Genomic DNA, 14,589 nt, shown 5'->3' with positions numbered 1-14,589 from the left:
CAGACAGCAATTAACCAGACCAAAAATTTTTGCCGATAATACCACAAACACCCTTCAGTGTTTGCTATCTGCAAGACCTAAAGCGCTGGCCTGACACATCAGCCAGCAAAATACCCCGAAGTTAAGGCAACATAGACGAAAAAAAGTTGCCAGCCACTCAGGGTATTAAAAGGGTTACGTCGGCTGTTCAAGCCAGTGCTGCCAGCTCTGTTGCACCCTTTTCCTCTGCGGCAGATAGGCATCTTCATCCACCGTCGCGGGCAGGGATTGCAGTGCGAGATGATGCAGCGCCTCCCGGAGTGAGACGTAAGCAGCGCTTAACTGCTCTGCCTCCTCAGCAGGCATCACGCCGTGATGTGCCATAGCTTCAAAGATACGGATATTATCCGACCAGCGGGCCAGCGCCGGCTGACTTGCCGCCTGTCCCAGCACCAGATACTGGGCAATAAATTCGATATCCGTGATCCCGCCCTGATCTGTCTTAATATCCCAGCGGTGTCTGACCTTACTGCCGAGATGCTGACGCATTTTTTCACGCATTTCCCGCACGTCTTTCTGCAGAGCCGGCAACATGCGTGACTGACAGAGGACTTCCCGGCGAATTTCATCGAAACAGGTCGCAAGCCCGGGATCACCATAAACGATACGGGCACGGACAAGCGCCTGATGCTCCCATGTCCAGGCCTCTTCCAGCTGATATTGCCGGTAAGCACTGAACGTACTGACCAGCATACCGGCCGCGCCTGACGGACGCAGACGGGCATCCACTTCATACAAAATGCCCGACGCAGTGCGGGTGCTGAATAAATGCATAATTTTCTGGGCCAGCCGCAGATAGAACTGACGGCCATCAATGCTGCGCCCGCCATCGGTAAAGGCATCCTCAGGACAGTCATGCAGAAAAACCAGATCCAGATCAGAGCTGTAACCCAGTTCAAGTCCGCCAAGTTTTCCGTAACCGACCACCGCAAATCCCCGCTGCTGCATATCACTGAGGTGCGAAGGCCGGCCATAGCGCTGAACCATCACATTCCAGGCCTGTTGCACCACAGTTTCAAGGATCGCTTCAGCAAGCCAGCTCAGGTGATCACTGACTTTCATTACCGGTAATGCCCCGGCAATATCGGCGGCGGCAATACGCAACTGCTGAGTCTGCTTAAACTGGCGCAGTGCTTCCAGTTGCTGTTCTTCATCATCCACCGGTATGCGCATCAGATACTGACGTAATTCATCACGATAAGCATCCGTGGCCGTCGGCTGGTAAAGTGTCGCCGGGTCCAGCAATTCATCCAGTAATAACGGATAACGGGCCAGCTGATCGGCCACCATCGGAGACGCTGCACATAACCGGATCAGGTGAGACAGTGCACCGGGATGTTCCGTCAGCAGCTCGAGATACGTGCTTCGTGTCAGCACTCCCGTCAGCAGGGGGAGCAGTCGCTGCAACACGGTATCCGCCTGCGGACGAGGGCAGAGTTCTGCCAGCAGACGCGGCATCAGCTGGTCCAGCGCCAGGCGGCCCCGGGGGCCGATGGTACGGCGGTTAGCATCGTGACGGAAGTGGTGTAAGTGGTGCAGTAATTGCCGGCGCTGCTCTTCATCCAGTGCCGGTGTCAACGGGCTAAGTTCTTCGCCGGTGTAATCACCCAGCCATAATTCATTATAATCACCCGGCGCATGTTGCCCGGGCGCATCGGGAATGTCTTCGCCGATCAGTGCATCAAAGATGGCCCGCACCCGCGACATATGCTGTGCCAGTGCCGTACGAAGCTGCATCCAGCCGTCAGTTCCCATCGCCCAGGCCAGTCTTTCCTGCTGCAGGGGATCCGAAGGCAATGTCTGCGTCTGCTGATCACCGATGCTTTGCAACAGGTTTTCCAGCCGGCGCAGCCAGAGGTAGGCCGTCCGTAACTGCTCAGCCTCCTCTGCCGGTAACAGATGGAGCGTAGCAATAGCCTCCAGTGCGGCAAGCCAGGAACGCTGCTGAAGAGAACGCTCACGTCCGCCACGGATCAGCTGAAAGACCTGAACAATAAACTCACACTCACGGATCCCTCCGGCGCCCAGCTTAATATTATCCGTCAGCCCGCGACGGCGGACCTCACGGGCTATCATGCTTTTCATCGTGCGTAACGACTGGATCACACTGAAATCAATATAACGCCGGTAGATAAACGGACGCAGCATCTGCTGCAGCTCCTGATACCCTTCATCGTCCGCGGCCCCCATGATCCGCGCTTTGACCATGGCATACCGTTCCCAGTCACGTCCCTGCTCCTGGTAGTAGTCTTCCATGGCCGCAAAACTCATGACTAAAGGTCCGCTGTCGCCGAAAGGCCTCAGACGCATATCGACCCGATACACAAAGCCGTCGGGGGTTTGCTGATCCAGTAGTTTGATCAGACGCTGACCCATGCGGGTAAAAAACTGCGTGTTGTCGAGTTCCCGTCGGCCCCCGCGGGTCGTCCCGTTTTCAGGCCAGGTAAAAATCAGATCGATATCTGACGAGAAATTCAGCTCGCCGCCGCCCAGCTTGCCCATTCCCAGAATATACAGGGTCTGGGGTTTTCCTTCGACATTACAGGGGGTTCCCCATTCCAGACAACACTGGCGGTAGGTCCAGTCGCGGGCCGCCACGATCAGGACCTCCGCCAGCTCACTCAACTGACGCAGGCTTTGTTCCGTACCGGCCAGAGAAAGTGTCTGCATCCAGGCAATACGTACCAGAATATGCCGCCGGAACTCTCGCAATATCTGCATCACCGCAGCTTCACTGTCAGCCGGCTGTAACGCGGTGCTTAGCCACGACGAATACTGTTGCCATTCCTCCGCCTGAGGCGGCTGTTGCTGTATCTGCTGCCACCAGCCGGGGTGCTGTTGTAAGCTTTCGCAGATAAAGTCACTGAATGCCAGCGCGGCCGCCGGCAGGGTATCCGGTGATAGCGGCGGAGCCAGGGTAGCGGCCGCTTTACCGGCCAGATCCTGCAACAACGAAGGTAACGGCAACATACACTTTTCCTGTGAGTTCTGTTGAAGGGCTGCCTGTAGTCTGCAGCGATTATTCTCTGTTTCTGGCCGCCTCGTTACCGTTCAGCCAGAAAGGGGCCTGCCGGTGAAGCGAACGTAAGGTCCAGGGGAGATCGTCGTACTGCTGTTCATTAATTTTTTTCAGTGCCAGCCACCAGGGTGCCAGCCACTCATCGACCGCCGACAGCGGGTAGGCACCGCAGAGCAGGCAGACAGCCAGTAACTGCTTATGAATTTTCAGAGCCCTGTCCTGATATTCAGACACCTGATTAACTCCACTGGTGATCTGTTTTAATTCAGCGAAAACCCGCCCCAGCATCACATCACAGAAGCGTTTAAACGAACCTTCCATTTTTTTACGGTGTTTCTCTTCCAGCAGAGCTTTCCACGGTTGTTCGATTAACCAGTGAGTCAGTGTCAGCTGAGTTTCTGCAGAAACGGCAGAGAAACAGAGCGTTTCAGCCGCAATGTCACCCGTCATCGCCTGTTCCAGTGCCAGCAACTGTTCGCGCAACTGCCCGCTGGCTTTGCGCGGAAGCATGCCACCGAATAATGTAAACACTTCACGGATCGCCAGCAGAATTTCCTGTACCCGGGCTGCCGCCTTGCGATCACCGTTCAGCCAGAGTTCTTCATGGTACTGCCACTCCGCCAGTAAGGTGGAGAGCATCGCCTGTAAGCCCTGCTCGCAGTTCAGTTTCTTATCCGACTGCAGACGCGGGAACGGATGGACATCTTTCTGCGGATTGCCCTGAGCCAGATGATAACCGCGTGCAGCTTTACTCAGGCTGCCAGGACGCAGCCCACCGTCACGGATCAGTTCAAAAGCAAAAGCCATTAAATCGTGACGGGTTCCCTGTTTCAGTTCCAGTTCGACTTCAAATAATGGCACCTGTAGTTCACCGGCTATCACCGCACCCTGATCGAACGCTACTTCGATTTCACTGCCGGCATAGGTGATAAGCCAGATTTCCCGGGCAAAGTCGGTCTGAAACAGCGGGTGCAATTGTTGCTGCAATGCCTCAACATCCGTGCCTTCCGGCCAGACATCTGCAGGCAATAAACGGATATCCAGAGCATTCGAGGTTAAGCTGACATTATATTCCGGACGCTGATGCAAGCCGCCGATCGTCTGTCCGCGGGTTTTCAGCGTCATCTCATAGTGGTTATCAACGCCACGGATGCGTAACCCCATATCCCAGCGACGCAGCTGGTTGTCAGACGTTTCAAAATAGATGTTTGCCAACGCGCGGGGTTCGAAATGCTGGCCCGGGCAGCTATTCAGGCGTTCTGCCAGACGGGTCACGGCTTCTTTACTGGCAATGAACTTTAATTCTGTTTCTATGGTCATAGGATCTCTGAGTATCACAATTGCTATCAATTAACCGGAGAATTACTCCTTAACCAGAGTAATCGACTAAAGACTCAATGTCCTGGATTTGTTAGGCTTTACCATCGCCGAGAACAGGAAAGTTCTCATTTATATCTCTACGGCCCCTCGCCAGACTGTGGCATTGAACTGACCCCTATAATATGCAAAAACGACGTCGAATGAATAAAATTACTCGTACAGGTATTTTTCTGCTGGCTTTCACCGGTATTGCGCCGGTCGTCCATGCAGACACCACCCGCTATATTTCTGATGAGCTGTCCACCTGGGTCCGCAGTGGCCCCGGGGATCAATACCGTCTGGTCGGCAAGCTGAATGCCGGAGACCAGGTCACCTTGTTACAGACGGATCAGAACACCCACTACGCCGAAATTCGTGATGGCCAGGGTCGGACTAACTGGATCCCGCTGTCACAACTGAGTGATACCCCCAGCCTGCGTACCCAGGTACCGCAACTGCAGCAACAAGTGAAAGATCTGACCGATAAACTGGCAAATATCGATAACAGCTGGAATCAGCGTACGGCTGATATGCAAAAGAAAGTGGCCGGCAGTGATACGGCTATCAATACGCTGAAGCAGGAAAACCAGGATCTGAAAAATCAGCTGATCGTCGCACAGAAAAAAGTCAGTGCCGCGAACGTTCAGTTGGATGATAAGCAACGCGCCATCATTATGCAGTGGTTTATGTATGGCGGCGGGGTGCTGGGGATCGGTCTGCTGATCGGTCTGTTGCTGCCTCATATGATCCCGCGTCGCAAAAACAGTGACCGCTGGATGCGCTAGCCGCGACAGACTGATCTCTGCCGGGGACACGACTGCCCCGGCAGAGGATTTCCGGCAGATAATTTCTGAATTGTCATAGTCATGTATACTCTGGCAGGTATACGTGGGTGATAAAGGAGTTATGCCGTGAAAACATATCTGGTCGGCGGTGCCGTCCGTGATGCCCTGCTGGGGTTACCGGTGAAAGATCGGGATTGGGTGGTGGTCGGAGCAACCCCCGACACGCTTCTGTCACAGGGATATCAACAGGCCGGACGCGATTTCCCGGTATTTCTGCACCCGGTCAGCCATGAAGAATATGCACTGGCACGCACCGAACGTAAGGCCGGCCATGGCTATACCGGTTTCACCACCCGCTTTTCCCCGGATGTCACGCTGGAAGACGATTTGCAACGACGGGACCTGACCATCAATGCGATGGCCCAGGACAGCGACGGGCAAATTATCGACCCCTGGCTGGGCCGGCAGGATCTGAACCAGCGTCTGCTGCGTCATGTTTCCCCCGCCTTTATCGATGACCCGTTACGGGTTCTGAGAGTTGCCCGTTTTGCCGCCCGTTTCTCGGCGCAGGGGTTTACCATCGCCCCCGAAACCCTTTCCCTGATGCAACAATTATCCGCCAGCGGTGAACTGGCACACCTGACCCCGGAAAGGGTGTGGAAAGAAACCGAAAAGGTGCTCAGCGGACCCGCTCCGGAGGTCTATTTTCAGGTGCTGCGTGACTGTGGTGCTCTGCAGGTATTGTTCCCTGAGCTGGATAATCTGTTCGGCGTCCCCGCGCCGGCCAAATGGCATCCTGAGATCGATACCGGCATCCACAGCCTGATGACGCTGGCAATGGCGGCGTCACTCACCGATGATCCCGCCGTGCGTTTCGCCGCGCTGTTTCACGACGCCGGGAAAGCCCTGACCCCGCCGGCCCTCTGGCCGTCACACCCGGGTCATGGCGTGGCTGGACTGCCACTGATCACCGCCCTGTGCCAGCGCCTGAAAGTCCCGAACCATTACCGGGATCTTGCGTTACTGATCACTGAGTTTCATGACGTACTGCACACGATTGAGCGCCAGCCGGCAGAGAAGATTATCGGTTTGTTTGACAGTATCGACGGCTGGCGAAAACCCGAACGTATTCTGCAACTGACGCTCGCCAGTGAAGCCGATGCCCGCGGCCGGGCAGGATTAACCGCTAATCCTTACCCCCAGGGGGCTTTTGTCAGAAAGATGTATGAGATTGCCGCCGCCGTACCGGTCGCGGCGATTGTTCAGGCAGGATTTAAAGGGCCGGAGATACGTCAGGAACTGACAAAGAAACGGACGGAGGCGTTAATCCCGTACTGTCAGCCGCCAGGCGAATAGTTAAAAGATGCCAGGCCACACTCTCTGTGGCCCGGCACCCGCGTCATTGCCGGATTAGCTGAAAATCGCAAACACGATCGCCGCCAGGATAAAACGGTAAATCGCAAACGGGATAAACGACATCCGTTTGATCACGCCGAGGAAGGTTTTGATCGCCACCAGAGCGACGATAAATGCCATAATAAATCCGGTAGCAAACATCGGTATGTCACTGACCGTCAGGAAGCCCATGCTTTTATATAAGTCCAGCGCGGTTGCCCCCATCATCATCGGAACCGCCAGCAGGAAAGAAAACTCTGAGGCGGCAAAGCGACTGACTCCCGTCAGCATTCCCCCGGAAATGGTTGCGCCTGACCGCGAGAAACCCGGCCAGAGCGCAAGACATTGAAACAGACCGATCATAAAAGCCTGCCGGTAGGTGATATCATCCAGACCGACGGCTTTCGGTTGTGCCGGCTTCAGTTTTTCGGCCAGAATCAGTAACACCCCCCCGGCGACCAGCGCATACATGACATTCATCGGCGTAAATAACGCTTTAATTCTGTCGTGCAGGAGCAGGCCGATAACTACCGCAGGGATCATCCCCAGTAAAATATGGATCAGCGTCAGATGCCCCTGACCTTCACCTTCATGGGGAACCTGACCAAAACGGATACCTATCAGACCAAACAGTCGCCGCCAGAACATGACGACCACGGCCAGAATTGACCCCAGCTGGATCACCACTTCAAACGTTTCGGCGGTTTTATCTTCAAAACCCAGCAAGTGACCGACGATGATCATATGACCCGTCGATGACACCGGTAAAAACTCTGTTAACCCTTCCACTATGCCTAAAATAGCGGCAACAAACAGGTGATGCATATCTGCCATCCGGGACTACCCTCTTTTTTATTCTGCCCTTAAAAACTCCCCATCACCGTCTGATTTTCAGACGGTATACAACTGCCAGGGTCCGGTTACCACGGCTGCGGAATGTCTGAAAATTCCGTAACGTAATAAATGAACCGGACTTATGACATTGGTAATGTGGTTGGGTTTCATTAAGATGGCAATCACCGCAAGAGTATTACCTTTTATTTCGGAATATTACCCCGTTCAATACGGACACCGACCTGAGTCGCCTGCGCTACCGCACCAGGTTTACTCACTTTGATCCTTACCCCTTCCAGCCCGAAACGCTGCATCAGTAACCCGGCAATTTCTTCCGCCACCCGCTCTACCAGGGCAAAACGCTGTCCCTGCAAGTGGTGAAGCACCGCTTCAGAAACATCCGCATAGCTCAGGCAGTCGGCAACATCATCGCTGGCTGCGGCTTTACGGTTATCCCAGGCCATTTCAATATCCAGCAACAGTTTTTGCTGAATCGTCTGTTCCCAGTCGTAAGCACCAATGGTAGTGAATACCGTCAGTTGCTCAATAAAAACTATATCCATAGTGACACTCTCTGTATTTTTGCCGTGAACCGATACCACTTCCGACACTTTATGCGTATTATCCTCTGTCAGCGACCAGGATAACGGACAGGGTATAGAGGGTATTATGACAGTAATTGCCGCAGGAATGATCCTTTTTGCCTATCTTTGTGGCTCCGTTTCCGGAGCAATACTGCTGTGTAAAATATGCGGATACCCTGACCCCAGGACACAAGGTTCCGGTAATCCGGGTGCGACGAATATTCTGCGCTTCGGCGGCAAACTCGCTGCGGTCGCGGTATTGCTATTTGATGTTTTAAAAGGAATGTTACCGGTCTGGCTGGCCTATGCCCTGCACGTATCCCCGTTCTTTTTAGGTCTCACGGCCATCGCAGCCTGTCTGGGACACATCTATCCGTTATTTTTTCATTTTCGGGGCGGTAAAGGCGTTGCCACCGCGCTGGGTGCAATCGCACCTATTGGCTGGGATCTGACGGGGCTGATGATGGGGACATGGCTGCTGACCGTCCTGCTCAGCGGGTACTCGTCGCTGGGAGCGATTATCAGTGCGCTGATTGCACCTTTCTATGTGTGGTGGTTTAAACCGCAGTTCACCTTTCCGGTATCCATGCTGTCCTGTCTTATCCTGCTGCGCCACCATGATAATATTCAGCGCCTGTGGCGCGGCCTGGAACCCAGACTCTGGAAACGCAGAGGCAAACGCCGGAAGTCAGAATAACTCAGCCCTGACCTCCGGGCATACCCGCCCTCAGAACGGCTGACCGTTTTTTAATCGTTCAGCGGGGGCAGTTCTGATAATGGCCAGCGGGGACGGACCGTTATCCCCAAATCACTTTCGGTTCCGCCTTTAAAACGCACCATCCCGGCATAGGCGATCATGGCACCATTATCGGTACAGAAAGCCGGACGGGCATAGAATACCTCGCCCCCCAGCTGCTGCATCATCTCCGCCATACGTGTCCGTAAAGTACGATTGGCGCTGACTCCGCCGGCAATCACCAGCCGCCGGAAGCCGGTCTGCTGCAGCGCTCTTTTGCACTTAATCATCAGCGTATCAACCACGGCATCCTCAAAGGCTCTGGCAATGTCCGCACGCGTCTGTTCATCATCGTCATTGTTACGAATGGTATTCGCCGCGAAGGTTTTCAGACCGGAAAAGCTGAAATCCAGTCCGGGGCGATCCGTCATCGGCCGCGGAAAGGTAAAACGACCGGCCACGCCCTGCATCGCCATTTTAGATAACAGCGGTCCGCCCGGATAATCCAGGCCCAGCAGCTTCGCCGTTTTATCAAACGCTTCACCGGCAGCATCATCAATGGACTCGCCCAGTAACTGATACTCACCGATGCCGGTCACACTGATAAGCTGGGTATGTCCCCCGGAAACCAGTAACGCAACGAACGGAAATTCCGGTGGGTTATCTTCCAGCATAGGAGCCAGCAGATGGCCTTCCATGTGATGAACCGGGATAGCCGGAACCTGCCAGGCAAACGCCAGCGAACGTCCGACCGTCGCCCCGACCATCAGAGCGCCGACCAGTCCGGGACCGGCGGTATAAGCGACCGCATCAATATCTTTCGGGGTCAGGCCTGCTTCTGCCAGGGCCGCCTGGATTAAGGGCACGGTTTTACGCACATGGTCCCGTGAGGCCAGTTCCGGCACAACACCGCCGTAATCCGCATGTAAACTTACCTGACTATACAACTGGTTAGCCAGCAGACCGGATTCATCGTCATAAATTGCAATTCCGGTTTCATCGCAAGACGTTTCTATACCCAAAACTCGCATCACACTCACCTCTGATTTCGCTGCAGGAGTGTACCACAGGTGGTAATTCAGACCTACGCTGCACGATTTCATTAAAAACATTTTTTACCGGCCAAAGAATAGGCTATACTTCGCGGTCTGAAAAAACCGGCAGCCGCAGCGCAGAGTGCTCGTTGGTTTGAAATTGTTCATGGTGCTTTACAAGTCAGCCTACGCTGGAGTAAAATACTGCACCATTTTGAAATAAGCTGGCGCTGCAGCCAGCTGCAAAAACCGAATTTTATCGAGGTGAGAGTTACATGCCGGTAATCAAAGTACGTGAAAACGAGCCTTTCGACGTTGCACTGCGTCGCTTCAAACGTTCATGCGAAAAAGCAGGCGTTCTGGCTGAAGTGCGTCGTCGTGAGTTTTATGAAAAACCAACGACTGAACGCAAACGCGCTAAAGCATCTGCTGTTAAGCGTCATGCCAAGAAACTGGCTCGCGAAAACGCACGCCGTACTCGTCTGTACTAATTTCTTAGGGAGTCCGCTCCCTTGCGTGTTATGCGCAGACTGAGTTAAGTGAAAGGCCGTGCTTTCCGAAAGGAAGCGCGGCTTGTTGCCGTTTATGAGCTAAAGATCCGGAGTCTATGGCTGGGAAAATACCGCGTATATTTATCAATGACTTGCTTGCGCGCACAGATATCGTGGATCTGATCGATGCCCGTGTAAAGTTAAAAAAGCAAGGCAAAAATTATCACGCCTGTTGCCCTTTCCATAACGAAAAAACACCGTCCTTTACCGTTAACGGCGACAAACAGTTTTACCACTGTTTTGGCTGTGGTGCCCATGGTAATGCTATCGACTTTCTGATGAATTTCGACCGTCTGGAATTCGTGGAAACCATCGAAGAACTCGCCACCATGAACGGACTGGAAGTCCCTTATGAAAGTGGCAGCGGCGATAGCCCCCTGGAACGCCATCAGCGTCAGAGTCTTTATCAACTGATGGATGGCCTGAACAGCTTCTATCAGACATCGCTCACCGGACAACAGGCCGAACCCGCACGCCAGTATATTCAAAGCCGGGGGTTAAGCCAGCAGGTCATCGACCATTTTTCAATAGGTTATGCTCCGCCGGGCTGGGACAATGCCCTGAAGCGTTTCGGAAAACAGCTGGAGGATAAACACTCCCTGACTGAGGCCGGAATGCTCATCACCAATGATAATGGCCGGAGTTACGACCGTTTCCGTGACAGGATCATGTTCCCTATCCGCGACAAACGCGGCAGAGTCATTGGTTTCGGGGGACGGGTGCTGGGGAATGATACCCCTAAATACCTGAACTCACCTGAAACACCGATTTTCCATAAAGGACGCCAGTTATACGGCCTTTATGAAGTCACCCGTCAGCATCCGCAGCCAGAAAAGCTGCTGGTCGTTGAAGGGTATATGGATGTGGTTGCGCTGGCACAGTTTGGCATCGATTATGCCGTTGCCTCGTTAGGTACCTCAACCACCAGCGAACATATCCAGTTATTATTCAGAAATACCGATACCGTGATCTGTTGCTACGACGGAGACCGGGCGGGCCGGGATGCAGCATGGCGGGCCTTAGAAACCGCCCTGCCCTATATGACCGACGGACGGGAGCTGCGCTTTATGTTCCTGCCGGACGGGGAAGACCCGGATACACTGGTACGTAAAGAAGGTAAACAGGCTTTTGAGCAGCGTATGGTTCAGGCCGTGCCGTTGTCAGACTTTTTATTTGAAAGTTTACTGCCGCAGACCAATTTAAGCAGCCGTGAAGGGAAAGCGAGACTGAGCACACTGGCACTGCCGCTGATTAGTCAAATCCCTGGCGAAACCTTGCGAATTTATCTGCGTCAGGTACTAGGGAATAAACTGGGTATTCTGGATGACCGGCAGCTGGAGAAGCTGTTACCGGCACAGGCTGAGAATAAAGCCGCCCCTGCGGGCCCGGTGATGAAAAAGACGACCATGCGGGTACTGGTTGCCCTGCTATTGCAGCATCCTGAACTTGCCGCGCAGGTACCCTCACTTGACGGATTGATGGAGACAGGCATTGCCGGCCTCCCCCTGTTCGCTGAACTGGTACAACGTTGCAATGAGCAACCGGGTATGACAACCGCTCAGTTGCTGGAAAGCTATCGCGATACAAAAACCGGCCAGTCCCTTGAAACTCTGGCTATCTGGAACCACATGATAGTGGATGAAGAAGTTGAAGCCGTCTTCAGCGATTCACTGGCAAGTCTCTATGACTCGGCACTGGAACAACGCCTTGAGCAGTTAATTGCCTATGATCGTACCCGCGGACTGAACAGTGAAGAACGGCGGGAACTACAGTCGCTGCTGACCGCATTAGCGAAAAAATAGTCATTAGCACATTCGCTGCACGCGGGTGTGCGATTACGAATGTAAATACTGATGAAAAAATCATCAGAGACCACAGACTCTGCCAGGTTCTTCTATACTGAAACCTGAAAGATGACAAAAAGATTACTCGCGGCTTAATTGCCGATTACTGAGGGCAGATGCCCATTGCTGCGATGAAGGCCGCAGCTATTGAACGCCTTTACTGTTATTGCCGGTTAGCCCCGGCCAACACCAATCTCATTAACAGAAGTGTGGATACCGTCTTATGGAGCAAAACCCGCAGTCACAGCTGAAGCTACTTGTCACCCGTGGTAAGGAGCAAGGCTATCTGACCTATGCTGAGGTCAATGACCATCTGCCGGAAGATATTGTCGACTCCGATCAGATTGAAGACATCATTCAGATGATCAACGACATGGGCATCCAGGTGGTGGAAGAAGCCCCGGATGCTGATGATCTGATGCTGAATGAAAACAGTTCGGATACTGATGAAGATGCAGCAGAAGCCGCTGCGCAGGTATTATCCAGCGTAGAATCCGAAATTGGCCGGACGACAGACCCGGTCCGCATGTATATGCGCGAGATGGGGACAGTAGAACTGCTGACCCGTGAAGGCGAAATCGACATTGCTAAGCGCATTGAAGATGGTATTAACCAGGTTCAGTGCTCCGTCGCAGAATATCCGGAAGCAATCACCTACCTGCTTGAGCAGTACGACAAAGTTGAAGCCGGTGAAACCCGTCTTTCCGATATCATTACCGGGTTTGTCGATCCGAATGCTGAAGAAGATCTGGCACCGACAGCAACACACGTCGGGTCTGAACTTTCAGAAGAAGATCGTGACGATGATGAAGACGAAGAAGACGACGACGACAATTCAGATGACGATAACTCTATCGATCCTGAACTGGCGCGCGAGAAATTTACTGAATTACGTGCTCAGTATGAAGTCACCCGTAACGTCATCAAAAGCAAAAGCCGCAGCCATGCTGACGCTATTGTCGAAATCCAGAACCTGTCAGAGGTCTTTAAGCAGTTCCGCTTAGTGCCTAAACAGTTTGATTATCTGGTCAACAATATGCGCGAAATGATGGATCGTGTCCGTGGTCAGGAACGCGCCATCATGCGACTGTGTGTTGAAATCTGCAAGATGCCGAAGAAGAACTTCATCACGTTATTCACCGGTAACGAGACGAACGATACCTGGTTCAAAGCGGCTCTGGCCCTGAAGAAACCATGGTCCGAAAAACTGCAGGAAGTTCAGGAAGATGTTTCCCGTGGCCTGCAGAAACTGGCACAGATTGAAGAAGAGACCGGCCTGACGATTGAGCAGGTAAAAGACATTAACCGTCGTATGTCCATCGGTGAAGCGAAAGCCCGCCGTGCGAAAAAAGAGATGGTTGAAGCGAACCTGCGTCTGGTGATCTCCATTGCTAAGAAATACACCAACCGTGGTCTGCAGTTCCTGGATCTGATTCAGGAAGGTAACATCGGTCTGATGAAAGCCGTTGATAAGTTTGAATACCGTCGCGGTTATAAATTCTCTACCTATGCAACCTGGTGGATCCGTCAGGCAATCACCCGTTCGATTGCAGACCAGGCAAGGACTATCCGTATTCCGGTGCACATGATTGAAACCATCAACAAACTGAACCGTATTTCGCGTCAGATGTTGCAGGAAATGGGTCGTGAGCCTTCTCCGGAAGAACTGGCTGAGCGTATGCTGATGCCGGAAGATAAGATCCGTAAGGTATTAAAAATCGCTAAAGAGCCGATTTCGATGGAAACACCGATCGGGGATGATGAAGATTCACATCTGGGCGACTTTATCGAAGATACCACGCTGGAACTGCCACTGGACTCTGCAACCTCTGAGAGCCTGCGTTCAGCAACCCATGATGTTCTGGCCGGACTGACTGCCCGTGAAGCAAAAGTTCTGCGTATGCGTTTCGGTATTGATATGAACACTGACCATACCCTGGAAGAAGTGGGTAAACAGTTTGATGTTACCCGTGAACGTATCCGTCAGATCGAAGCGAAAGCACTGCGTAAACTGCGTCACCCAAGCCGCTCAGAAGTTCTGCGCAGCTTCCTGGATGACTAAGCCGTCGCCGTACTGATGTCTCAGAAAGCCTCACCTGACGGGTGAGGTTTTTTTTTGTTGTATCCAGAAAACCCCCAGCTAGGCTGGGGGTTCCGTAAAGCTTTCAGCTTTGGGCCGTATATAAAAACCCCTTTTGATTTGTTAAAACACCTTGCGGTCTGGCAACTGCAAAGGTTCAACAGGAAATCAAAAGGGGGTCCCAATGAGGGACGAAAAGAGCTTAGCGCATACCCGATGGAACTGTAAATATCACATAGTTTTCGCACCTAAGTACCGAAGGCAGGTCTTTTATGGAGAGCGGCGAAGGGCAATAGGGAGCATTTTAAGAAAGCTGTGTGAATGGAAAA

Annotated in this window: 12 protein-coding genes; 7 read left to right on the top strand and 5 right to left on the bottom strand. The window is 53.0% G+C overall.

Annotated elements, in window-relative coordinates; all coding sequences use genetic code 11:
* Positions 1-174: 174 nt before the first annotated feature.
* Both glnE and CG67_RS12015 read right to left on the bottom strand, forming a co-directional pair.
* Positions 175-3,009: a bifunctional [glutamate--ammonia ligase]-adenylyl-L-tyrosine phosphorylase/[glutamate--ammonia-ligase] adenylyltransferase gene (gene glnE, locus CG67_RS12020; protein ID WP_025903191.1), complete on the bottom strand. Its 2,835-nt coding sequence runs from the start codon at positions 3,007-3,009 to the stop codon at positions 175-177.
* A gap of 49 nt (positions 3,010-3,058) precedes the next feature.
* On the bottom strand, positions 3,059-4,378 hold the full coding sequence (locus CG67_RS12015; protein WP_025903190.1) for an inorganic triphosphatase: 1,320 nt from the start codon (positions 4,376-4,378) through the stop codon (positions 3,059-3,061).
* A gap of 200 nt (positions 4,379-4,578) precedes the next feature.
* Here CG67_RS12015 and CG67_RS12010 point away from each other — a divergent pair, with 200 nt between their 5' ends.
* Together CG67_RS12010 and CG67_RS12005 are read left to right on the top strand one after the other, a co-directional pair.
* Complete coding sequence (locus tag CG67_RS12010) at positions 4,579-5,202, top strand: TIGR04211 family SH3 domain-containing protein (RefSeq protein ID WP_025903189.1); 624 nt, start codon at positions 4,579-4,581, stop codon at positions 5,200-5,202.
* A 126-nt stretch (positions 5,203-5,328) separates the two neighbouring features.
* Complete coding sequence (locus CG67_RS12005; RefSeq protein ID WP_025903188.1) at positions 5,329-6,558, top strand: multifunctional CCA addition/repair protein; 1,230 nt, start codon at positions 5,329-5,331, stop codon at positions 6,556-6,558.
* Between the two features lie 54 nt (positions 6,559-6,612).
* Here CG67_RS12005 and bacA read toward each other — a convergent pair whose 3' ends face one another.
* Together bacA and folB are read right to left on the bottom strand one after the other, a co-directional pair.
* The gene (gene bacA, locus CG67_RS12000; RefSeq protein WP_025903187.1) at positions 6,613-7,431 is read right to left on the bottom strand and encodes an undecaprenyl-diphosphate phosphatase; all 819 of its coding nucleotides are present in this window, start codon (positions 7,429-7,431) and stop codon (positions 6,613-6,615) included.
* 203 nt (positions 7,432-7,634) lie between these two features.
* Positions 7,635-7,994: a bifunctional dihydroneopterin aldolase/7,8-dihydroneopterin epimerase gene (gene folB / locus CG67_RS11995; protein ID WP_025903186.1), complete on the bottom strand. Its 360-nt coding sequence runs from the start codon at positions 7,992-7,994 to the stop codon at positions 7,635-7,637.
* Between the two features lie 106 nt (positions 7,995-8,100).
* Between folB and plsY the strand changes: the two genes are divergently transcribed.
* On the top strand, positions 8,101-8,712 hold the full coding sequence (gene plsY, locus CG67_RS11990) for a glycerol-3-phosphate 1-O-acyltransferase PlsY (RefSeq protein WP_025903185.1): 612 nt from the start codon (positions 8,101-8,103) through the stop codon (positions 8,710-8,712).
* 50 nt (positions 8,713-8,762) lie between these two features.
* Here the strand turns inward: plsY and tsaD are convergent, their stop codons facing one another.
* A complete protein-coding gene (gene tsaD, locus CG67_RS11985) occupies positions 8,763-9,782 on the bottom strand; it encodes a tRNA (adenosine(37)-N6)-threonylcarbamoyltransferase complex transferase subunit TsaD (protein WP_025903184.1) in 1,020 nt (339 codons plus the stop codon).
* Positions 9,783-10,060: 278 nt separating this feature from the next.
* Here tsaD and rpsU point away from each other — a divergent pair, with 278 nt between their 5' ends.
* From rpsU to CG67_RS17570, 4 genes are all read left to right on the top strand, one after another.
* Entirely contained in the window at positions 10,061-10,276 is a 216-nt protein-coding gene (gene rpsU / locus CG67_RS11980) for a 30S ribosomal protein S21 (protein WP_001144069.1), read from the top strand.
* A gap of 116 nt (positions 10,277-10,392) precedes the next feature.
* Positions 10,393-12,138: a DNA primase gene (gene dnaG / locus CG67_RS11975; RefSeq protein ID WP_025903183.1), complete on the top strand. Its 1,746-nt coding sequence runs from the start codon at positions 10,393-10,395 to the stop codon at positions 12,136-12,138.
* A gap of 265 nt (positions 12,139-12,403) precedes the next feature.
* Positions 12,404-14,242, top strand: coding sequence for an RNA polymerase sigma factor RpoD (gene rpoD, locus CG67_RS11970; RefSeq protein ID WP_025903182.1), 1,839 nt, complete (start codon positions 12,404-12,406; stop codon positions 14,240-14,242).
* Between the two features lie 202 nt (positions 14,243-14,444).
* The coding region (locus CG67_RS17570; protein ID WP_200910039.1) for a transposase at positions 14,445-14,589 on the top strand (145 nt) is incomplete at its 3' end.

It is taken from the genome of Tatumella sp. UCD-D_suzukii, assembly GCF_000611875.2.
Lineage (GTDB): Bacteria > Pseudomonadota > Gammaproteobacteria > Enterobacterales > Enterobacteriaceae > Tatumella > Tatumella ptyseos.
This window is presented reverse-complemented; position numbering and strand designations above follow the sequence as displayed.